The following is a 22,672-nucleotide window of genomic DNA, read 5'->3' on the forward strand; positions in this document are numbered from 1 at the left end:
TTTTTTATAGTATCAATTTCAATAATAGCGGAATATACGCCAGATAGAGGAGAACGGAGTATCCTAAAGAAGAAGCGGCGAATTGTTGATCCGCTCCATAAGAACGGGCTAAGATCGGTACTGAATTTTGAACTGGCATCGCTGCTTGGATAATAAATACGGAAAGCATCAAAGGCGGTACACTGATCCACTGCCCTAAGAGCCAAACGATGAGCGGTGAGATGACGTAACGTCCCACGAGAACCCCGATAATGTCTCTGTTTAAGGTCAGATTTTTAATTCCTACATTGTACACGATGATCCCGATGACAAACATCGACAGCGGCGTCGTCAGATTTGCGAGATACCCTAAGAAGGTCGCGATTGAATCAGATACAGAAAGATTGACCAGCACGGCACACAGACCAAGTAAAAAGCCCAGCAGCGCCGGTGAGAAAATCTTCTTCAAAATTGGAATCAGGTGGAATTTGACGGTAGCCTGTTCAATCTGAGGATTGTCCCGAGCGATAAAGTAGATGCCCAACGTCCAAAAGATTGTGGTATTGACAATGTAATAAAGAAGTACGTACGGAACGGCCTGTTCACCGAAAATCGCTAGATTTATTGGCAGTCCAATGAAAATTGTATTGGAGCAGGTGAACATTGTAGAGAAAATTCCTTTTCGAGCGGGAGTAATCCGAAAGATTCGGCAATAGATAAAGCTGACGAGAAAGGTCAGCAGCATAGAAATTAATGGGATCACCATACCACCAACAAGATGGAGAAACTCCGAACGGGAAAAGTTCTTAGTGATCGTTAAAAACATGTTGCAGGGCAACGCGATCTGCAAGACCAGTTTTGAGAAGGCATCACCGATTTGATTTGAAAACCATTGCTTATAGGTTAGGACATAGCCGATGAACATTAAGACAAAAATAAAAAAGATATTAATATATGCAGAAACCATTTTTTCACCTCGCATCCACTATACAGAAAAACACGGGCAGCATCAATTACTGATGGTACCCGTGTGGACTATTTTTTCCTACTTCAACAGATTAGAAAAATATTAAGCGTACGAAAAATAGTTCATTAATAATGAGCTAGCTGTCATTTTGGTCTTGATAGTTTAATAGTCCAGTCAGATTTTCAATCTGTTCTTCGAGACTATCGCCGACCGTCGTATCTTTGATCAGGATGCGTTTCAAGTCTTTGTCGATCACTCGCTTCAAGGAGGTTTCATCGGCTTGCTTAGCTAATAGATTTGCGACCGATTCAAAGGGATCGTGGGTGACGAGCTGGAAGCCATACGAATTATTCAGCAGCGAATAGCCCGCGATGCCGGTCGTTTTTTGATAAGCTTTTGAGAGCCCACCGTCAATCACGAACAGCATGCCTTCCCCTTTGATTGGTGATTCACCACTCTTAACCTTCACTGGGGTGTGGCCATTAATGATTCGCGAGTTCGATGAATACAAAGCAAATTCTTCTAAAATCATCTGACAGGTATCGTGAGTGTCGCGAAATTGGTAATAAGGATTTTTGATTTCCTTATGGGTCTTTTTATCAGCGATAAAATACCGTTCAAAGGTAGTCATGGCACTTTTCCCAAACTGTGGTGAGATTTTGCCAGACCAGCAGTACCAAATCCAGTCCGCCTGTGAACTATCGGTTTCCTGATTTTGGCAGCCAGAGCGAATCTGCTCTTCAAAGAAGTTTAGCAGATCTTTTCCAACATAATCTTTTCCCGCAACATTCAGCGGCAGAAAGCTACCATCAGCTTTTAACGGTAAGCAGCCATGGAAAAGCAAGTGCTGATTGTAGACTAGGTACATTGATCCTTTGTTTAACAGCAGCTGCATATGCTCCTGCATTTTGGCTGATTGCTGGAAGGAGCTTAGTAAGGTATCCACGACGTATTCTTCCTGTTCGGTCAATGCGTGAACATCTTTTTGTAAGGTTTGGAAGCAGCTTCCCTGCAAAGGATAGTCTTTTCCGGCTAAGTGAACGGTTTCTTTATCAAAATCAATTTTTTCCAACAGCAAGCGATCCTCCATCTGAAAGTCAGGATGACGCTTAATCAGCTGTCCTTCCAATTTGAATTGGATAATCGATAAGGCCTGATGAACTTTTTCCAAACTGTCTAGACTCTCAATAGAATAGCTTTCACTGCTGTTCTTTTCCTTTGGAGTAAAGATTGGATTCTTTTGATAGTGCTCCTCAGCATACATGAATAATGGACGCAGGTTGAGGGCATAGGCCTGTTCGATCTCATACAGATAATTATAGCGTGCAGCGATCCGCAATAAGGTCATCAGACACGCGCGAGAACCGGCATACGCACCCATCCAGAGGATGTCATGGTTGCCCCATTGGATATCAATAGAGGGCATTTGACAAAGCCGATCCATGATTTTATCGGCCTCTGGTCCACGATCATAGATATCACCAACAACGTGGAGATGATCCACAACTAAGCGCTGGATGCTCTGACATAAGGCGATGATAAAGGGACGACCTTGCTCCAAATCCAGCAGATGCGCCAAAATTTGATCAAAGTAAGCCGCTTTATCAGTATAATTCGTATCAGTATACATCAATTCCTCAATGATATAAGCGTATTGCTTCGGTAAGGCCTTCCGTACCTTAGAACGCGTGTATTTAGTGGAACAAAAGGACAGCAATTCTAAGAGCTGACGAATTTTTTTACGATACCATGAACGATCACGATAGGCATAAAAGTCTTTGTCATCCAATGCTTCTCGCGGGTAAGCCACAAGGATCGTCAGTTTGTCTTTTTCGTGTTCTGTTAAGCGATCGCCGAAAAGCAGGCTGATTTTCTCTTTGATATTCCCTGCACCAGTACGCAAAATATGGTCAAAGGCAGTGAACTCCCCATGAATATCACTGATGTAAAGTTCGGTTCCTTTGGGCAAATGCATGATGGCCTCTAGGTTGATTAACTCAGTCATGATCGCCTCCTTGGTACTAAATTCTTTCTCCAACATTTGATAATATTTGTCACGGGTCGATAGCATAGATACGCTCCTTATTTATATATTCTCGTACACGTACTATTCGAAGTAAGAAGTAGAAGGAAACTTGTTTATAACGCGTTGTCCAAATGTTCGCAAATCAGTGTTGCAGATTCTTCGATTGATTTATTGGTAACGTCTAGTGTGAAGGCGCCTAATTCATCATAAACTTTTAACGCATAATCCAGTTCTTCTTTGATGCGGTTAATATCTGAATAGCGAGAATTTTCAGCTAAGCCTAAAGAGTTCAAGCGGCTCATCCGAATTTTCTTCTGAACTTCTGGTTCAATGACAAGACCGATGATTTTTTCCTTTGGTACGGCCTTGATCTGTTCAGGTAACGGAACTTCTGGAATCAATGGCAAATTGGCCACTTTAATCCGGTTATTCGCTAAATACATGCTTAACGGTGTCTTAGAAGTACGAGAGATTCCTAAGAGAACAAGATCCGCTTCTAGGAAGCCCTTCGCGTCTTTTCCGTCGTCATATTTCACAGCAAATTCAATAGCAGCTACACGATCAAAATATTCCTGATTCAATTTATGAACGACACCGGCTTGTTGTAATGGAGCAACACCGGTTTTTTGGTGAACAATATCCATGAACTGACTCATTAAATTAATGTATTGCAAGCCTGTACGTTCAGCGAAATCTTCCACGATTTGAGTTAGATTATCACTGACCAACGTGGTAACGACAACCGCACTGTCCTTTAAGGCATCACCTAAGATACTTTTCAGTTCTTCTTCATCTTTAGTAAAGGGGAAACGATAAGATAAATCAAAATCCACTGTAGGGAATTGAGCTGCTGCGGCATTCACTAATTTTAGAGAGGTTTCACCGACTGAATCAGAGATCATGTATAATGGGACACTTTTTTTCATTTTTTTCGCTCCTATCGATTGGTTTCAGTTTGTTTTGCTTGCTGCATAATATAATTGAAAATCCGTGACTTCGTTATTTTTCCAATCACTTTTTTTGGATCATCTTCACTGACTACTGGCAATGAGTCCACTTGATAATCCAGTAAAACTGCGCCGGCTTCTAAGATCGTATAGTCCTTTGTACACGTCTGCAGGTGAGGTGCTCGTGTCATCACAACAGCAACAGGTGTATTTTGCAGGTTGCTGTTTAATGAAGCCCGCAGCAAATCCTTGCGAGATAATAAGCCGACTAGCTGCTGTTCTTTATCCGTTACATAAATCGAGCCTACATCATACATGAACATATTGGTGATCGCGTCATGAATGGAGGTATCCTGCGGTGTTAGCAGAGGGGACAGCATGATTTCTTCGACTTTCACAGAAAAGATTTTGTCGAACAAAAATTGCTCGATGCCCACACCTGTGTAGGTGTAGCCGACTTTAGGGCTGGCTTCCAAAATACCTGCCATGGTTAAGAAGGACAGGTCCGTTCGTAAAGTAGCGTGTGAAATTCCTAAGTGTTCAGCGATTTTTTCACCACTTAGCGGTTGATCGCGTTTGACGATCTCAATGATTTTCTCTTGCCTTTGTGATAGATTCATAGGTCCTCCTAGTAATACATTCGTTTTTCTTTGAGAAAAAATGAATTTCTTTTTCTTTCGTGGGTCATTCAAGCTCATCTGAAAAGCAATGACTTGAATACACAACCTATTATACACGTAATAAGTATATAAACAACATGAATGGTCAAATAAACACATATTTAATAATTTGGAAAAATAAAGTGCAAATACTTTCTAAAAAAATCGTTTAGCAGTATAATTCTTTCTGTTGAGAAATACTAACCCGTTAGTCAAGGGGTCAAGACGCCGCGTTCTCAGCGCGGAGGCACGGGTTCAAATCCCGTACGGGTTATAATAGTAAGAGAGAGTTGAGCATTCAGTATGTAAGCTGAGAGCTCAGCTCTTTTTTTTGGTTTTGAATACGTGGATAAGAGTACCTAGCGCACATGCAATAAGATCATGTAAGGAAAGACTAGCTGCGTATCTTAAAATGAATGGTTTATCCATCATCTAATTGAAAGCTACCCCGTGACTTCTATAGTCATGGGGTATTTCTATAAATAAGCGTTCCGTCCTTTGAATCATTTTTTGTAAAGATATCTTTACTTATCTAGAATTGAGTGATAGAGTTTTAAGTAAAGATATCTTTACTCATAAATGAAAGGTAGGAACAGGGAATGATTGAATTGGTTATGCAAATAGTTTTTTTAGGATTCATGGTTTATTCAATAGTAGGTGTGGTAACAATGCTTCGAGCATTGGTTGGGTTTCATCGCTATGATGAAATAGAAAGAAGAAGATTTTTTGATGCTTTAGCATGGGGCATGCTGAGTATTCTCCTTTTCAACTGTATACAGTTGGCGGCATCCTTCGTGTTTCCTGCAGGTTGGTCGGGCTTTGTCAGTCCAGGAGGATTTAATACAGGTGGGCTGATTAGCAATCATCCACCCCACTTTGATAGTTTCCTTTTTGATTGTGCGATCATTGGTATTTGCTATAACAGGATCAGATAGTCTGAATCGTTATTTTTTTCGGAAAAAAATCCTTATTTCAAAAAAATTTATGCTACTAATTTAAATGGATAAGAATAATGAAAGATTATCATTTTCAATAGATTGTGAAAGTAATCTTTCATAGACTTTACGATTTCAAACGATAGATATTTGATTGAAAATTATAAATTAGAATAGAAAAAATAAACGCATCAGAGTATTGATTTTATTGATTTTGTACGTTCAGGACTAAAAAGCTTCTTTTCAGGATTTTCCTTCAAAATGGATTGAGTTTAGTAGTATAATGGGAATTAATTTGTGAAATAGGTGCTTAGGGTTGTCGCGCTGTTTTCATAAATAATTGAAAATTGTTGGATGGAGTGATGAAATGGAAAAGCATTTGAAAAAAGCAAAAACGTGGAATATGGTTTTGATAGTATTATCTCTAATTTCTGTAGCAACGGGAATATTCGGTCTGCCAAAATCCTTAAATCCTAAACTGAGCGATTATGAAATGCTAGGAGATTATGGACAGCAGATGTATGACTATTTGAATAATCCAATGACTAAAATTATTTCTGTTGTATCATTGTTAATCTCAATCGTTTTAGTAGTGTTTTATTTTAAGGCTAATAAGAAATTAGAGGATGAAATTGCACCCACAAAGGTCCCATACTATGTTTATATTGGATGTAGTATTCTAGGTTTAGCGATTGGTTTCATTATGCAACCTAAAATGGAGATCGAGGGAATGGATCTGTCCTTCATGACAACGATCGTGGGATTAGTATTCCAATTCATTTTCTTAATCCCAGCGATTCTTGTAATCGTCCATCTATTTAAAGCAGAGCCAGAGGAGTAGTAGATGAAAAAGAAAAAAATGACGAAAAAGCAAAAGATTCGTTGGAGCATCCTTGCAGGCGTTCTCGCATTGGTATTATTCATCGGAGCATTCGCATATTCTCAAATGAAGAGCAACAACGTGAAGGAAAATCAATTTCAAACAGTGACATTGAAAAAGTCTGATCCATTGACCTTTAACGGAATTGTGGAAGCAACCCATACGCAGGATTATTATTTTGATCAAACATTAGGGAAGGTTTCTGAAATCAATGTTCAAGATGGACAAGAGGTTACTGAAGGAACTGTGCTATTAAGTTATACAAATACAGAATATCAGGCACAAGCAGATGAACAAAGTACCAATCTAGATAAATTAAATCTTGCAGTAGCCAACGCTAGAGAAACACTAGCAATCGCCCAAGATAAGCAAGCTAGAGAACAGCAAAAGCTGAATGAAGCGACCAATAACTATAATAATACGAACGAGAATAGTGAAGATGGCGCTGTGAAAAAGGAACAATACAAGCAAGAAATGACACAATATGAAAGCAGTCTGGACGCAGCGAGCGATGCTGTTGTGCAGGCAAGACAGGCATTGGAAAGCGCTAATGTAGAACTAAGCGCGGCAAATCAAAGTGTGAACACAATCCGTGGCAAGATCAGTTCAACCGTTGCCAGCGCGACAAGCGGGATCGCCTATATCAATGAAAAAGGCAAAAATGATCCGTCCGTCCCTGTCGTGAAGGTTGTCAGCAATGAAGTGACAGTAGAAGCGAAGGCTTCAGAATATGATTATCCGCAGGTGCATCAAGACGCGTCCGTGACGATCAAACCAATCACCACCAGTCAGGAAATCGCTGGAACAATCACGCATGTAAATAAATTGCCAGATCAAGCAGAAGCGGCTAGTCAAGCGGCAGCGGCAGGAACCGCAGCCAACAGTTCGGTCTCCAATTATAGTTTCATTGTGAAGCCGACTGAAGCATTGCAATATGGTTACAATGTTCAAGTCGTACTACCGGTGAATGAGATTCGCATACCGAAGAAGGCAGTCATGGAAACGGGCGATACTCACTATGTCTTTGCTTATCGCAAAGGAAAAGTTCGTGAAGTCACTGTTCAAGTAGAAGACAAGGGCGAGTATTTTCTTTTGAAGGATGGTCTCAAAGATGGCGACCGTATCATATCAAATCCTGATAAATCATTGCGAGATGGTCAGGAAGTGGCGGTGGACTAAATGATTGAGCTAAAAAATATCAACAAGTACTACCGCAACGACGAAGAATCGTTGCATGTGTTGAAAGACATCAATTTGAAGGCTGATGCAGGGGAGATGATCGCTGTGATGGGTCCTTCTGGCTCAGGGAAATCAACATTGATCAATCTATTAGGCTTTATCGACACGAAATTTGAAGGCGAGTATTTATTTGAAGATGAGAATCTGGTCACTACAACCGATGATCGTTTATCCAAAACACGCAACGAAATGGTTGGCTTTGTCTTTCAAAATTTCAGCCTGATCGAAAATTATACGGTCTATGAAAATGTTGAGCTGCCTCTGCTATATAATGGCTACGGCTTCCATCAGACGAAGGAAAAAGTGATGTCAGCACTAGAAAAAGTCGGGATCGCGGATAAAGCGGAGAAGCATCCTCGCCAGCTTTCTGGTGGACAGCAGCAACGGGTCGCCATTGCTCGAGCGTTAATCAATCAGCCAAAGTTTATCATTGCCGATGAACCAACTGGCGCGTTGGATACTCACACATCAAATGAAATCATGGAGCTGTTTAAGGAACTGAATCGACGAGATCACGCGACAATCTTTCTTGTAACCCATGATCCTGAGGTAGTTCCATACTGTACACGACTGGTAAAAATCAGAGATGGTGCGATTACTGAGGATAGGGCGGTGATCGAAGAATGAAGTTTTACGTGAATTGGCGCTCGTCTTTAGGTTCGATTTTTAAGAACAAGAAACGCAGTGCATTGACTATGTTTGGGATCGTGATCGGGATTGCGGCGGTAATTGCGATTTTGTCCATTGGTCGCGGGTTTGAACGAGATACGATTGAGAGTTTGACTGCCAGTGACTCGGAGAAATTAGAAGTAAACATCAATTTTGTGCCTAGCAACCAGGCTCTTTATTATTCTAATATTGACATGATCCAAGCGTCTGATTTCAGTATTTTGAAAAATGTTGACGGGGTGGAATCGGTCTCTTATCCGAAAAACGATTTGTCTTATATTTATAAAGACGTTAAAGTGAAGGATAAGACAAAAAACTATCGTGTAGGAGTCGTTTCAAAAAAAGGGAAGGCCGTACGCTATGGTCGGACCATTTCCATGTATGATAATCAGACGCAAAACAAAGTAGTCACCATTGATTCTGCCTTAGCAAAAGAGCTATTCGGTTCTGCCAAAGGCGCTGTCGGTCGAGGTTTTGAATTAGAAAACCAAGTCTTTACGATCATCGGAGTCTTTCCATCTGGAGCAGATGAAACCATGTTCTCAATGGGCTCGACTAAAATTCAATTACCTCGTCAAACCTATATTCACTTTTTTGGCAACGAACAGGATAAGAGTGCTGTCGTACTTACGTTAGCCGATGGCAGCCAACTGAATAAGGTTGCGGATAAGGCAATTAAGAAGCTGGAATCCGCTGGAGCGATGCGTCAGCAAGGGGAATACCAGGTTTCGAATATGGCCATGATGACGGATGGAATCAGTGAGGTACTAAACAGTATCACGCTGTTCATCAGTGCAGTGGCGGGAATATCGCTATTTATCGCAGGTGTTGGCGTTATGAACATGATGTACATCTCGGTTTCGGAGCGGACAAAGGAGATTGGGATTCGTCGCGCGTTAGGAGCAACTCGTGGAGCGATTCGCATGCAGTTCCTATTAGAAGGAATGACCTTGACTCTTGTTGGAGGACTCATTGGCTACTTATTAGGAATGATCGTCGCCTATGCGATCGGCAATGTGATGGACATCTCAGTTACCGTTGATCTGTTTACTGTTTGTCTGGCCGTTGGCGTTTCCAGCGGAATTGGACTGATCTTCTCAGTCATGCCCGCTTCAGAAGCAGCTAAGAAAGATCTGATTGATATTCTACGCTAGATATCGCTATGAGTATCATAAGTTGAATAAGGCTTTCGTGTAAAATGAGCTATCTCAAATTTGAGATAGCTTTTTTAATGAAGAAGAAGCTTAGCAAATGCTAAACTTCTAATTTTTCTTTCAATGCTTCAGTTAGTGTAGCTGAGAAGTTGATTCCTGCTTCATTGCCTAAATCATTTAAATATTTTGGAATAGTTAATGTTTTTTTGATAGGCTTACTTTCAAATTTTTTACGGTAAAAGGATAAATCAACTTCAATTGGGATCAATAAATTTCCAGCTGCTACACTCAGACTTCGGTGATCAGTAGGTGAAGGAAAAGCTTGCTTTTCATCCTCTGCATCAATCAGCCAACCTGCTAGTAAATCTTTAGCCATATAGAGGGCCTCATGCATATTTTCACCAAATGTAGCCGCATTGTTCAAATCTGGAAAAACAACATTGATCCCATTATCTGCAAAATCGAACATAGCATAATAAATGACCATATGAATCCATCCTTTCAAATTATTATAGGAGACAGAATTAAAAAATAGCTAACTACTTTAAGCCAGCTTGTTTAAGTATGTTGTTGAGTGTTCCAATAGGGATGTCTTTGTGACTGTGGAATGGGACAGGTACTTTGCCCTTTTTTATGGGATGTTTGTAGTAGCGATGACTTCCACGTTGAGAATCAAAATACCAACCATCGTTTTTAAGAATCTTGGCTAGCTCCTTAGCATCCATATCTATCTCCTTTTACACATTTAATTTTAACACGTGCTTTAATACGTGTAAATGTAATGATCGTATATTTTAAACATTGTTTGCTAAAAACTTCATTTTATGTGGATGGAACATCAAACAAACGTGAGCGTTAAATATACTTCTATTAAAATTACGAAAAAAATTTAAAATTGAACGAAACAAGTAGGACCAAAATAAAAAAACCATCGCCCATAAGCGATGGTTTAACATTGATTATTTACGTTTTTGCTTGCCGGCGTTTCGTCCGTTCGCATTGTTGTTCTTGTTTTTATTCTTTGGCTGATTCACCTGTTTTGGTTGGATCGTTTCAGCCTTTTTGATTGGTTTTGTGACCACTTGTTTTGGCGGGTTCTTTCTCAACTCTTCTTGAATCTGTGCTTTGATACGAGGGCGCATCAAGACATTTGTAATGAAGGTTTGAATACAGCTGAAGATACCACCGACTACCCAGTAAAGTGCCACACCCGCAGGTGAGGTGAAGGACATGAAGACGATCATCAATGGTGAGGCGATCATCATACTGCGCATGGTTTTCTTTTGTTCTTCAGGAACACCAATCAATGAGATATATCCTTGCAATAAGTAAGCCACACCAACCACAATAACTAGGACAATACTTGGTTTCGCCAAGTCGATTCCTAAGAAGCTGGAGTGCTGAATCCCTTCAGAAAAACGAGCCGTATAATACAATGCGGAGAAGATCGGCATTTGGATCAGTAATGGTAAACAGCCCATGCCGCCCATCATGCTGACATTGTTTTCTTTATAGACAGCCTGCATCTCTTGTTGTGCGGCCATTTGTTCTTCTTGAGTAGTTGCTTGTTTTACTTTTTCTTGTGCTGCATCAATTTGCGGCTTGATGGATTGCATTTTTTCTGATTGAATTAGAGATTTTTTCGATTGATTGATTCCCAATGGCATAATGATCAAGCGAACGATGATCGTTAAAACGATGATCGCTAAACCGTATGACCAGTTGAAATTGTTAACCATCCAGTTCAGAAAATTCTCTAATGGAACAACCAGCATTCGATAGACAAGACCTGATGTATCTGGCGTACCATCACTATTTGAGCGGACACAGCCCGATAATAGTAAAAGAACACCCAAAAGGCCGGAGCCTAAAAGCCAATTTTTAAATTTTGTCATTTATTTCTTCCTCTGCTAATAAAAATTTATACAGGAAATACTATACTAGATAACCCAGCCCTTTTCAATGAAATTCGGGAAAATCAGGGAACCTTGTCGTTTTTTTAATAGACCACGTTGAATTGGTCGTAGTCTTTAATGGTAGGGTCTTCATATTGCTCAACATGGGAAACTTTGGCAAACGGATTTTGCGGTTTTTTGATTTTTTCAAGAAATTCAGTCATTTGTTCCTTTGTACCAACAGCTTCAATGGTCACACTGCCATCTTCTTCATTTTTAACCGTACCAGTTAATCCAATCTCAACTGCTAATTGATACGTGGTATATCGAAAGCCGACGCCTTGAACGCGTCCAGTAACATTTAAATGCATCTTCATAAGAAACCCTCCTAATTATTTTTTTCTTCCTCTCCATGATAACGACTTTTGCTGGTTGAGACAAGAATTCGCATGTTATAATGACAGACGGAGCGATTTTGTACAGAAAAGAAGACATAAAATAAGTGAGGCCAGCATTTTGAAGGAGATTCAATCGAGTAAAAATACATTAATCAAAGAAACCAAAAAATTACAGCAGAAAAAATACCGCCAGCAAACGCAAAGCTATTTATTGGAGGGCTTCCATCTGATCCAAGAGGCTAAAGCGGCGAAGGTCGCTTTTAAAGAAGTTTTTATCAGCCAACGTGGACTGAATGAATGGTCCGAATGGATCGAGGAAAATCTGACGGATTATTATGTTGTTTCTGACGAGGTGCTGAAAACACTAGCCAGTCAGCCGACACCACAAGGAATAATCGCGGTGGCGGAGATGCCTAAGGATGAAGAAAATGACTTTTCTGGTGCTTGGTTATTGCTGGATAATGTGCAGGACCCTGGCAATGTTGGGACAATGATCCGCACAGCTGATGCTGCGGGCTTTACTGGGGTTGTTTTAGGTCAGGGGAGCGCGGACTTATATAATCCGAAGACACTGCGCAGTACTCAAGGCAGTTTATACCATCTAACCGTAAAAAGCGGAGAGTTAACAGAAATAATCCCACAATTTCAAAAGGTTGGGCATCCTGTATTAGGGACGGCGCTAGATAAAGAAGCAAAGAATTATTTAGCAGCAGAGAAGATGTCTGATTTTGCGCTGGTGATGGGAAATGAAGGTCAAGGAGTTTCACCAGAAGTATTGGCGATGACCGATCAGAATCTCTATATTACAATTAAGGGACAAGCGGAGTCTTTAAACGTTGCGATAGCAGCAGGAATCTTAATGTTCCAATTACTTAAGTAAAAGTTCACAATTTGATAACTGTTATTAAGGAACTGTTAAACTTTATTCACAAACTCATGGAAGCCTATTCAAGTTTTCCTCACCGTGCTATAATGAGCCACAGAGACAAACGAAAAGGGGCTTTATATCCATGACAGAAAACTGGCGTGACGATGAAGAATACGTTTCTTATATTGAAGATTTATTAGCTACCGAGGAAGTACAAAGATTAGCAAATTACACTCAACATATGAATTCAACACGGTTGGAGCACTCAATCAGTGTTTCTTATAATAGCTACAAATTAGCAAAACAATTCAATGGCGACGCAAGAGCAACCGCTCGTGCAGGGTTATTGCATGATTTGTTTTACTATGACTGGCGGACAACGAAGTTTGATGAAGGCTCACATGCTTACATGCATCCACGGATCGCTGTAAAGAATGCAGAGAAGATCACTGAATTGTCTGAGCTCGAACGTGACATTATTATTAAGCATATGTGGGGCGCAACAATTACTCCTCCTAAATATAAGGAAAGCTACATCGTAACTATGGTCGACAAGTATTGCGCCATTAAAGAAGCCGCCGTGCCTTTAGTAGATAGATTCAATTCCTACAAAGCACGCCTAAAGAAAGAATGGAATTAATAAATCAATGCTAGGCACCAAACAAAAAAATGTTTGGTGCCTTTGTTTTTGCCAGTTTTTCTTCCTGCTTTGTCAGTCCAACTTTTTGCAGTTTCATTTGAACTTTTTTGTATTTACAAACATAGACTAAGCATAGCGTATGATGTTTAGTTGGATGATATGTCCGTGAGCTTAAAAAGAAATTTTGTCAAAAATTTGTTTCTTTAAATTTGAGAGGACAGCAGGTTAGAAAAATGGTATGCGTTCGAAAATGATTTCTCACCCAGAGTTAGCTGTCAGTCTCATTTTTAAAGTTATTCTTTTATGAAAGCCTTTTAAGTAAAACAGTTTACCTAAGTGAAAAATTGAACGTTCTTAACTAAAGAAAGTGAGGTATGGAATCATCAAACCAAATTTAGCAAAACAATTATTTTTTGCCATCATGGGAACCTTTATTGCCGCAGTTGGGGTTCGATTGATTGTTGTCAGCGGACTAGGTGCCGATGCGATCAGTACGTTAGTTTTAGGAATTTTGCAGCATGTATCCTTGCAATTCGGTACAGTGAGTATGCTTTTTAATGGGATCATTCTTATCATCATCTTTTTCTATGATCGGAAAATGATTGGTATTGGCAGTCTGATCAACAGCTTTGGTCTGGGATTTTACCTGAACATCCTGGACTGGATGGGGATTTTGCACACGATTCCCGATGGGACGGGGTATGTATCAATTATTGCAGGGTCAATTGTTTTTGGTATCGGAACCGGAATTTATTTATTAGCTGATGCAGGCTCGGCTGCGTATGAATCGTTGATGATTTTATTGAAGCGTGTAATGAATAGTTCGGTGAAAGTCGCACGAATCGTATTAGATGCTCTCTTCTTTTTGACAGGCTTTTTACTAGGGGGGCACATCGGGTTTGGTACATTGATTGTCTTATTGTTAATGGGACCGTCACTGGAAATGACCTTGAATCATTTGCCAAAAATAAAATTCTTCCGAGTCCAGGAAGCAAAATAGAGGCCTCATCTGAGAATCCGAACAGATAGATAATTTTCCCTAGTAAGTGTTGGGGTTATTTGCTACAATAATAAAGGTTCATTTTATCGTAGAATCGTAGAAAAAGGACGATCCATCGAATGCTCATGATGAAGCATTCGAACATATAAAATAAGAATAGGAGTGCTTATTAATGATTTCAGCAAGTGATTTACGTGCAGGGATGACTTTCATTCAAGACGGAAAATTGATCAAAGTATTGGAAGCCAGCCACCACAAACCAGGTAAAGGAAATACGGTTATGCGAATGAAATTACGCGATGTGCGTACAGGTTCAACGTATGATACCACTTTCCGTCCTGAAGAAAAATTTGAAAAAGCGATGATGGAAACAAAGGCTGTTCAATACTTATACAGCCAAGATGATGTCGCAATCTTTATGGATCTTGAAACGTATGAACAATATGAAATTCCAGTTTCAACGATCGAATCAGAAATGAAATACATCCTTGAAAACATGGAAGTAAAAATCCAATTTTACGGAGACGAAGTGATCGGATTAACGCCTCCTACAACCGTTGTCTTGAAAGTTGTAGAAACACAACCATCAATCAAAGGCGCGACTGTTACTGGTTCAGGAAAACCAGCAACAATGGAAACTGGCTTAGTCGTAAACGTTCCAGACTTTATTGAAGAAGGCGAAATGCTAGAAATCAATACAGCAGAAGGAACATATCAAAAACGTGCGAATAAATAGAAGATTTCAATAGTCGATAGTGTTGGCAGAAAACTGCCAACACTATTTTTTTATAGAAATGTAAATAGGGTGCTCGAAGATTATTGATCAAAATACTCTTTCAAGTGATGAATAGTATTTCGAAAAAAATTTTTTATGTGTAAAAATTAATTGAAAAGGCATTTTAAAAATCAATTGTGAAGAATAGAATTATGCAAATCTGAAATATATAGACAGAGAGGTTGAGGATAGCTATGAAAAATCCAAGGATATTTTTAATATGAAAGATTCGGCATCAACGATAGTAAGCAAGAAAAAATAAAAGCGTCGAAAGAAAATTATATGTATTATTAATTGAGAATGATTAAAAATATCTAATTTTCAGAAAAATCATTTTGAAATTTAAATATATAGAAATATTATAATTATATGCTTTAATATAATAAATATTTTTGGAGAGATGTGTATGCAGCGAATTGATTATTTGGACGGGTTTCGAGGAATTGCAGTATTAATGGTTTTATTGTTTCATTTAAATTTGTTTTCACAAGGTTTTGCTGGAGTAGAGCTCTTTTTTGTTATTTCTGGCTTTATCATTACGTATTTATTAAACAGGGAACACCACATGAAAGGAAAAATTAGTATTGGTCAGTTTTTTGAACGAAGAATCTCGAGAATTTATCCACCATTGATCCTCATGTTAATACTAGTAGTATTTCTTTTCGCGAATTTCCCATTGGTTAGTATTCAAAATAAATTTATCACACAAGCTATTTATACTGCCTTTGGTGGAGAAAATTGGTATGAGATCATTCATCAGAATGGCTACTGGGAACAAGGGGTACAGTCACCCTTGCTACATATGTGGTCAATTGGGATTGAAATGCAGTTTTATGTTTTTTTCCCTTTTATCTTTACATTTTTAACAAAGAAAAATACTAAAGCGACGCAAAGAAAATTTTTTCTCATGTCAATTCTAGGACTTGTCTTAGCTATGGTTGTGGGAACATTCATTGCTTCTTATTATTTTAGTTTTAGCGTACTCTATTATTCGACAATAACCAGAGTGAGTTCGTTCCTGATTGGTGCATGTTTTGGTTATGCGTCGTATGATGAAAATGAGGGAGCAACGAATTCAAACGATAAAACCAGAAAAATTCAATTTCTATTGTATTTGTTGATATTGGGCTTATTAGTCCTTACAGCTGGTTTTAAACTAAATAGTCTTTCATTATTTCGTGGACTTATTTTCTTATATGCTACAGTTTTCGGCGGTATTCTTTTTCTTTTAGGTCGTACGTCTAAAGAAAAATGGATACGACGCTTCTTCGAAAATCCATTCTTTTTATTTTTTGGGAAAATTAGTTATTCTCTTTATTTGTGGCATATTCCAGTCATTATTTTTTTGTCGAAAGAATGGATTCAGAACACATTGAACATCACAATACAAAATGAATTCTTGCTGATGTTCATTCAATTTTCAACCTCTGTGTTGATCGCTGTTTTCTCTTATTTATTAGTTGAAAAAAAGGTTCGAATCCGTTCCTTTAAGGTTGCTGGAGCAGTAGTCCTTTTATTTCCGTTGTGTATCACTATTTTAGTGGCGAATCCAACGTATGCTCATCTAAAAATTATTGACCTTCAGGCCTCTGTATCAAAAAAATGGATTGAAAGTGATCCAATAGTTACTAAAGGAGAGGAGCCGCTTCTTATTGTGGGAGATTCCTGGTCAAGAAGACTAGCGTTTGGCATGAATGTGGCACAAAAGGGATCTGAATCTGATTATCAGCTTATTTTGTATGGTGTAGGAAATGGGAGTATTATGGATCCAGAATATTTTCTAACCAATGGTGAGAAATCTTATCCATATAAGTCCTTTGATGGTTATTTAGCCTACTGGCAAGCAGCGATTGATCAGTACCATCCAAAGAAAGTATTGCTGGTATTCGGCAATGCTGATCAATCCGAAATGGTCGTTAATGGACAAAAAATGCGGGTTGGTGAACAAGAATTCAAACAACATTTTGTAAAGCAATATCAACGGATAATCGACTTTTTCTACACAAAAGGAATTAAAATCTATTTAACAAATGTAGAAAATAATGCTCACAATGCAGATGAATTGGCATTAAACAAATACTCCACTGCTATGAATATATGTATCAACGAAGTAGCTAATAAAAGTAAAGGAAAAATTCAATTATTAGATTTACACGGATTATTGTCCGATGGATCAAAAAAATATTCTCCAAGTATAATTAACAATCAATTTATTTATGATGAGACCAACCATCCATCCTATTTAGGATCAAAATATATTGGAGAATGGTTGATAAAAGTTATGGAAAAGTGAATAAGAAATAGAAACCGATTATTAAAGAGGATTGAAAAATCCATCTTATTGAAAGTTTTTTTGTGATGAAAGCGACAAGTAATTTTCAAAAACTAATAGAAATTATCCTAAACTAAGCAAGTGAAGGTTAATATAAAAATGTGATGAAGATATAAACCGATCGTCAATACTTAGATATTTAGTCTGAGTATTGACGATCGGTCTAATTTTTGAAGCGTTTATACGTTTTTAACACATGTTGTCCAATCGTGATATAAATAATAAAATCGGCCGTCTTTCATTATAAAAATAAACTACAAACGAAACACACAATAACCAGCGGCTAAAAGAAAGACTATCCCGATAATAAAGCTAAACCATAATCCCAATAGGATGAAGGGGGAAGTGTTCTCATTACCATCTTTCTTTAGACTCGAGAATGAGCGCTTCGTCATTGCCAATTGCCAAATGCTAAGCAATAAGAAAATAACACCAAACAAATAATTCATCTGCAATCTCCTTTTTATACTAGTTTACTCTTATGCATATATTCCTACAAACAAAAGTCAAAGAACATGGTTCTGAATAACTAAAACATTAAACATAAGACGATTTATAGAGGACAAAAAACTGCTGAAAATCCCTAAAGGTTTCAGCAGTTTTTTGTTGTTGAAGATGACTTTAACCAAAAATCAATCAGCGATCAGGACTGTTTCGAAGTTAAACTCACTAGGTATGTGATTGGCGATCGAGAATTCGAAGATACGACCATCATCTAGATAAGCCACCTGTTCGACACTCATCAAAAAATCATTGTCAGTTAGATTTAAATAACTTTTTTCAAGGATCGAAGGTCGAATCCCAGCGATGTGAACGTGAGCACTTTTGACCTTCAACTTTAATGTGTCGGAAATATATTTATAAATCGACGTCTCTAATTCCTTCATAGTTAAGCCTGTAATCACATTGGTAGGCATCCAAGTATATTCAATAATCGACGGAACGCCTTCTATTTTTCGCATACGAATGATTTTATAAACAAGTGTTTCTTCGCTGATACTGAGTTTTTCGGCCAAAGCTTTATCTGGAATCTCTGTTGAAAACCCAATAATTACGGATTCTACTTTGCCGTCATAAACAGAAAAGCTGCCTGTTAATGGAGAAAACTTCGTTACATTTCCATTTTGGAAATCTTTAACAAAACTTCCTGATCCTCTGCGTCGCACGACATAGCCTTCACGCACGAGGACATTGAGCGCTTTTGTGATCGTTAATTCACTTACCTGATATTTTTGAGCTAAAAGCCGGCCTTGTGGTAATTTTTCGTTGACCTTATAGACACCAGATTCGATATCTTGCTTAATTTGCTGATAAATCTCGGTATATTTTTTGACTGTTGTAGACATTCTTCTTCTCCTTGTAAACGTTCTTCAAGATTAGTATAACACGAATTCAAAATATTTAAACTATATAGATATAAATATAGTTAAGTCGTTTATACATCACCGATTTTATTTTTTTAGCAAAAAAACTATTGACATACTATTTACAAAACTATATAGTTTTAATCGAAGAATGCGCTTTCTGAATTTGGTAGGTAGTTGGAGGTGGAGAGACCGGATAACAGGGATGACGATCAAGGACTTATTTTTTATTTTAAAGAATGACTGGAAAGGAAGAGAGTTATGGAAGGTATGGAGGAAATTTCGTTTAGGATTATTGCGGCTGTTGGGGAAGCAAAATCATTGATCATGTCAGCAATTGGGTTAGCGAATGAAGGGAAATTTGATGAAGCAAAGGAACAATTGACTGCCGCAAAGGAAAAGTTTGTTAGTGCTCATAATGCTCATTTCGAAATGATTCAAAAAGAAGCCGGTGGCGAGAAGGTGGAATTAGGGCTGCTGTTGGTACATGCAGAGGATCAATTGATGACTACGAGCTTGCTGCATGATATGGCAGGAAAAATGGTTGAGATGTATCAAAAAATGTACGAGCTTCACGATGAAAAGGGGGCGTAATGAATGAAGAAGGAAAATAAGGTGTTACAGGGAATCAACAACTTTGCGAGAAAAATGGCCTCAATGATTTATTTTCGAGCATTGCGTGACGGATTTGTTTCTACTGTGCCGTTTTTAGTACTGGCAGGGATTATGATTCTGATCAATAACATCATTATTGCACCAGATACTGGCTGGATCGCCGGTTTTGTTTCGGCAGATACTTTGACAACGTGGCAAGAATTAGGGAATAAGATTATTAATGGGACATTGAATTGCTACTCCCTCATGATTGGTGCATTGATTGCCAACAGCCTAGCGAAGAATCGTGGCGAGGACAATCCAATTTTCAGTTCATTAGTGACGATTGCCGTAATCATGATTTTCTTACCGCTATCTAATTCAGTGGTACCAAACGGGGCAGAGAAGGCAGTCGAAATCAGCGGGGTCGCACCATTTTCATATTTAGGAACGGCGGGAATTTTTGTAGCGATATTCGCTGCGATCTTATCCACTGAGCTTTTTGTCAGAATTTCACAGAGTGACAAGTTGAAATTAAAATTCAGCGGAAACGGAATTCCGCCAGCTGTATCGCAAAGTTTTGAAGCAATGGCGTCAATCATGATCACATTATTGATCTTTGCGTTACTTTCATTTGGTATTCACCAATTGACGAACATGGAAATTCATGAACTTATCAACAAAATTATTCAAGCGCCATTGATTCATTTGACGACCAGTTTGCCAGGCTTCATTATCCTGTGTTTCTTTACTAACTTGCTCTTTGCATTGGGGATCCATCCAAGTGGAATCGTAAACCCTATCTTGGAACCCCCTTTGTTAGTTGCGATGAACCAAAATACGGCGGCATTTGCGAATCATCAGGAAATTCCGAATATTATTGTTCTTCCGTTTCGTGATCTTTATGGACATATCGGCGGAACTGGATCGACCATCGCATTAATTATCGCGATCTTCATTTTTAGTCGGAAGAAAGTGAACCGCCAATTTGCTGGAATGACAGGACCATTAGGGCTCTTTAACATCAATGAACCGGTAATCTATGGATTTCCTGTCGTGTTTAATCCGCTGATTATGATTCCATTCATTTTAGGCCCATTGATTTCATTCACGATTGCTTACTTCGCGACTTGGGCAGGACTTGTTTCCAAGATTGTCGTCTACGTGCCGTGGTCGATGCCGCCAGTGATTAATGCTTGGGTGGCGAGCGGTGGAGACTTTAGAAACGTCATCCTACAGGTGTTGTTGATCGTAATGATGGTGATGATCTACTTCCCATTCTTACGAGCGTATGAAAACAGCATGGGTGTTGAAGTAGAAGAGCCTGTGACTGAGACGCCAAGTGTCAGTAGTGAGTCAAACACAGAGCAGCAAACGGCAACAGCAACCTCTGCTGCATCAGCAGAAGCATCAGATGAATTTTCAGACTTCACCGATTTTATGTAACGAATCAGTAGAGTTATGTAAGGGTGTTTAACAGAAAATCACGCAATAGTAAGAGAAGAATATAAAGTGAGTTATCTATTTTTTGGGAGGAACGGATATGGAGCATTTGCAATTAAGAGCCTTCCCCAGCAATTTTTTATGGGGATCTGCCTCAGCGGCGTATCAGATTGAAGGTGCGTGGAACGAGGATGGAAAAGGAAAATCCGTTTGGGATGAGTTTGTAACGATACCAGGCAAAACGTATAAAGGAACGAATGGAGCCGTGGCGGTAGACCATTATCATCGCTGGAAAGAAGATATCCAATTGATGAAGGAGCAAGGCTTGAAGGCGTATAGATTTTCAGTAGCCTGGACACGTATTCTTCCCCAGGGCCGGGGCGAAGTAAATAAAAAAGGCTTGCAGTTTTATATTGATCTGGTAGAAGAACTGCTTGCGAATGGGATCGAGCCCGTTTTGACCCTTTATCATTGGGATCTGCCGTTAGCATTGCAGGAAGAATATGGCGGTTGGGAAAATAGAAAGATCATTGATGATTTTGTCAACTACGCAGAGATTCTCTTTCACACCTTTAGAGACAAGGTAAATTATTGGGTGTCATTGAACGAGCAAAATGTTTTCACTCACCAAGGCTGGCAGATTGCAACACACCCGCCAGGTAAAAAAGATCCGCAGCTTTTCTATAACGTCAATCACATCGCCAATCTAGCAAATGCGAAAGTGATCCAAAAGTTTAAAGAAATGGCGATGCCCGGCAAGATTGGTCCGTCCTTTGCTTATACGCCACAGTATGCCATCGATAGTGATCCGAAGAATATTTTAGCCGCTGAAAATGCTGAAGAGCTATTGGCAAATTTTTGGATGGATGTGTACGTATATGGCGAGTATCCAAGTGTGGTACTACGGTACTTAAAGGAGCAAGGGATTACCATTGATATCAGACCGGGAGAGATGGCGCTGCTGCGTTCTGCGAAGCCAGACTTTTTAGGACTGAACTATTATCAATCAGCGACAAATGCCTGGAACCCATTAGATGGGATCGCCAATGGGGATCACTATCAGATGAACACCACGGGGAAAAAGGGAACTGCTGTTGAAAGTGGTGTTCCAGGGGTTCAAAAGACCGTTAATAATCCCTTTGTTGAAACGACGAATTGGGATTGGACGATTGATCCGATAGGCCTAAGAATTGCCCTACGGAGAATGAATAGCCGCTATCGGCTGCCTATTTTGATTACAGAAAACGGCTTAGGGGAATACGATAAATTAGAAGATGGCGAGATCCATGATTCTTATCGGATCGACTATTTAAGACAGCATGTACAGGCGATTCAAGAAGCGATCTCCGATGGCGTCGAAGTTATCGGGTACCACACATGGAGTTTCACAGACTTGTTGAGTTGGTTAAATGGGTACCAAAAACGATATGGCTTCGTCTATGTGGATCAGGATGAATCAATGGAGGGAAGCCTTCAGAGAATTCCGAAAGATTCTTATTATTGGTACAAACAGGTGATTCAAAGCAATGGAAAAATACTTTAAGGAGGAACGATCATGGTAAATATTTTATTATGCTGTAACGAAGGAATGTCCACCTCATTTTTGGTCAAGAAGATGCAGGAAGTCGCGGATACGAATGGATTAAAAGTAAAAATTTGGGCTGTTTCTGAACCCAAGGTAGATACCGAAAGTAAAGAGGCGGATATTGTCCTATTAGGTCCGCAAATCGCGTTTATGCGAGACACGATCGCGGAGCGTTTAGGAACGAGAATTCCTGTTCAAGCAATCAATGCCGAGGATTTTGGCCGACTAAACGCGAACAAAATTTTAAAAGAAGCTTTGATGCTGATCCGAGAAAATCGTGAGAAGCAAGGCGAATAGAAAAAACAATCAGGATGGATTTGGAA

General features: G+C 39.1%; 24 protein-coding genes and 1 tRNA gene. 15 read left to right on the top strand and 10 right to left on the bottom strand.

What is annotated here, in order from left to right:
- Positions 1-4: 4 nt before the first annotated feature.
- From RV13_RS04035 to RV13_RS04050, 4 genes are all read right to left on the bottom strand, one after another.
- Positions 5-946 (bottom strand): AEC family transporter, encoded by a 942-nt coding sequence (locus RV13_RS04035; RefSeq protein WP_010746654.1) that lies wholly within the window; start codon positions 944-946, stop codon positions 5-7.
- A 136-nt stretch (positions 947-1,082) separates the two neighbouring features.
- A complete protein-coding gene (locus RV13_RS04040; protein ID WP_010746653.1) occupies positions 1,083-3,017 on the bottom strand; it encodes a fructose-1,6-bisphosphatase in 1,935 nt (644 codons plus the stop codon).
- A 68-nt stretch (positions 3,018-3,085) separates the two neighbouring features.
- The gene (locus RV13_RS04045) at positions 3,086-3,898 is read right to left on the bottom strand and encodes a pyruvate, water dikinase regulatory protein (protein WP_010746652.1); all 813 of its coding nucleotides are present in this window, start codon (positions 3,896-3,898) and stop codon (positions 3,086-3,088) included.
- A gap of 11 nt (positions 3,899-3,909) precedes the next feature.
- Positions 3,910-4,539, bottom strand: a complete 630-nt coding sequence (locus RV13_RS04050; RefSeq protein WP_010746651.1) for a CBS domain-containing protein — start codon at positions 4,537-4,539, stop codon at positions 3,910-3,912.
- Positions 4,540-4,780: 241 nt separating this feature from the next.
- On the opposite strand from RV13_RS04050, the gene RV13_RS04055 reads away from it, so the two are divergent.
- The 6 genes from RV13_RS04055 (at position 4,781) to RV13_RS04080 (ending at position 9,455) form a co-directional block, all read left to right on the top strand.
- Positions 4,781-4,852, top strand: a tRNA-Glu gene (locus RV13_RS04055).
- 325 nt (positions 4,853-5,177) lie between these two features.
- Complete coding sequence (locus RV13_RS04060; RefSeq protein WP_010746650.1) at positions 5,178-5,513, top strand: hypothetical protein; 336 nt, start codon at positions 5,178-5,180, stop codon at positions 5,511-5,513.
- Between the two features lie 367 nt (positions 5,514-5,880).
- On the top strand, positions 5,881-6,354 hold the full coding sequence (locus tag RV13_RS04065; protein ID WP_010746649.1) for a hypothetical protein: 474 nt from the start codon (positions 5,881-5,883) through the stop codon (positions 6,352-6,354).
- A gap of 3 nt (positions 6,355-6,357) precedes the next feature.
- Positions 6,358-7,572: an efflux RND transporter periplasmic adaptor subunit gene (locus RV13_RS04070; protein ID WP_010746648.1), complete on the top strand. Its 1,215-nt coding sequence runs from the start codon at positions 6,358-6,360 to the stop codon at positions 7,570-7,572.
- Positions 7,573-8,259 carry an ABC transporter ATP-binding protein gene (locus tag RV13_RS04075; RefSeq protein ID WP_010746647.1) on the top strand — a complete coding sequence of 229 codons (687 nt, stop codon included), beginning with the start codon at positions 7,573-7,575 and terminating at the stop codon, positions 8,257-8,259.
- Complete coding sequence (locus tag RV13_RS04080) at positions 8,256-9,455, top strand: ABC transporter permease (RefSeq protein ID WP_010746646.1); 1,200 nt, start codon at positions 8,256-8,258, stop codon at positions 9,453-9,455. Before RV13_RS04075 ends, RV13_RS04080 begins: the two co-directional genes overlap by 4 nt.
- Before the next feature lie 100 nt (positions 9,456-9,555).
- Here the strand turns inward: RV13_RS04080 and RV13_RS04085 are convergent, their stop codons facing one another.
- From RV13_RS04085 to RV13_RS04100, 4 genes are all read right to left on the bottom strand, one after another.
- Positions 9,556-9,942 (bottom strand): type II toxin-antitoxin system HicB family antitoxin, encoded by a 387-nt coding sequence (locus tag RV13_RS04085; protein WP_010746645.1) that lies wholly within the window; start codon positions 9,940-9,942, stop codon positions 9,556-9,558.
- Positions 9,943-9,994: 52 nt separating this feature from the next.
- Entirely contained in the window at positions 9,995-10,180 is a 186-nt protein-coding gene (locus tag RV13_RS04090) for a type II toxin-antitoxin system HicA family toxin (protein ID WP_010746644.1), read from the bottom strand.
- A gap of 234 nt (positions 10,181-10,414) precedes the next feature.
- Positions 10,415-11,350, bottom strand: a complete 936-nt coding sequence (yidC, locus tag RV13_RS04095) for a membrane protein insertase YidC (RefSeq protein ID WP_010746643.1) — start codon at positions 11,348-11,350, stop codon at positions 10,415-10,417.
- Between the two features lie 104 nt (positions 11,351-11,454).
- Positions 11,455-11,727, bottom strand: coding sequence for an acylphosphatase (locus RV13_RS04100; RefSeq protein ID WP_010746642.1), 273 nt, complete (start codon positions 11,725-11,727; stop codon positions 11,455-11,457).
- 139 nt (positions 11,728-11,866) lie between these two features.
- Between RV13_RS04100 and RV13_RS04105 the strand changes: the two genes are divergently transcribed.
- From RV13_RS04105 to RV13_RS04125, 5 genes are all read left to right on the top strand, one after another.
- Positions 11,867-12,628 (top strand): TrmH family RNA methyltransferase, encoded by a 762-nt coding sequence (locus RV13_RS04105; RefSeq protein WP_010746641.1) that lies wholly within the window; start codon positions 11,867-11,869, stop codon positions 12,626-12,628.
- Between the two features lie 130 nt (positions 12,629-12,758).
- A complete protein-coding gene (locus tag RV13_RS04110) occupies positions 12,759-13,256 on the top strand; it encodes an HD domain-containing protein (protein WP_010746640.1) in 498 nt (165 codons plus the stop codon).
- A gap of 367 nt (positions 13,257-13,623) precedes the next feature.
- Positions 13,624-14,256, top strand: coding sequence for a YczE/YyaS/YitT family protein (locus RV13_RS04115; RefSeq protein WP_010746639.1), 633 nt, complete (start codon positions 13,624-13,626; stop codon positions 14,254-14,256).
- Positions 14,257-14,428: 172 nt separating this feature from the next.
- Positions 14,429-14,992 carry an elongation factor P gene (gene efp, locus RV13_RS04120; protein ID WP_010746638.1) on the top strand — a complete coding sequence of 188 codons (564 nt, stop codon included), beginning with the start codon at positions 14,429-14,431 and terminating at the stop codon, positions 14,990-14,992.
- Between the two features lie 445 nt (positions 14,993-15,437).
- A complete protein-coding gene (locus tag RV13_RS04125; protein ID WP_010746637.1) occupies positions 15,438-17,324 on the top strand; it encodes an acyltransferase family protein in 1,887 nt (628 codons plus the stop codon).
- 293 nt (positions 17,325-17,617) lie between these two features.
- Here the strand turns inward: RV13_RS04125 and RV13_RS04130 are convergent, their stop codons facing one another.
- Both RV13_RS04130 and RV13_RS04135 read right to left on the bottom strand, forming a co-directional pair.
- The gene (locus RV13_RS04130; RefSeq protein WP_010746636.1) at positions 17,618-17,812 is read right to left on the bottom strand and encodes a hypothetical protein; all 195 of its coding nucleotides are present in this window, start codon (positions 17,810-17,812) and stop codon (positions 17,618-17,620) included.
- A gap of 183 nt (positions 17,813-17,995) precedes the next feature.
- Entirely contained in the window at positions 17,996-18,709 is a 714-nt protein-coding gene (locus tag RV13_RS04135; RefSeq protein ID WP_010746635.1) for a GntR family transcriptional regulator, read from the bottom strand.
- 279 nt (positions 18,710-18,988) lie between these two features.
- Between RV13_RS04135 and RV13_RS04140 the strand changes: the two genes are divergently transcribed.
- The 4 genes from RV13_RS04140 to RV13_RS04155 all read left to right on the top strand — a co-directional run bounded on the left by RV13_RS04140 (position 18,989) and on the right by RV13_RS04155 (position 22,646).
- The gene (locus RV13_RS04140; RefSeq protein WP_010746634.1) at positions 18,989-19,321 is read left to right on the top strand and encodes a PTS lactose/cellobiose transporter subunit IIA; all 333 of its coding nucleotides are present in this window, start codon (positions 18,989-18,991) and stop codon (positions 19,319-19,321) included.
- Positions 19,322-19,324: 3 nt separating this feature from the next.
- Positions 19,325-20,767, top strand: a complete 1,443-nt coding sequence (locus RV13_RS04145) for a PTS sugar transporter subunit IIC (RefSeq protein ID WP_010746633.1) — start codon at positions 19,325-19,327, stop codon at positions 20,765-20,767.
- Between the two features lie 97 nt (positions 20,768-20,864).
- Positions 20,865-22,307 carry a glycoside hydrolase family 1 protein gene (locus tag RV13_RS04150; RefSeq protein ID WP_010746632.1) on the top strand — a complete coding sequence of 481 codons (1,443 nt, stop codon included), beginning with the start codon at positions 20,865-20,867 and terminating at the stop codon, positions 22,305-22,307.
- Positions 22,308-22,319: 12 nt separating this feature from the next.
- Complete coding sequence (locus tag RV13_RS04155; protein ID WP_010746631.1) at positions 22,320-22,646, top strand: PTS sugar transporter subunit IIB; 327 nt, start codon at positions 22,320-22,322, stop codon at positions 22,644-22,646.
- Positions 22,647-22,672 lie beyond the last annotated feature (26 nt).

Origin of the sequence: Enterococcus raffinosus (assembly GCF_001886185.1) — a bacterium.
Lineage (GTDB): Bacteria > Bacillota > Bacilli > Lactobacillales > Enterococcaceae > Enterococcus_A > Enterococcus_A raffinosus.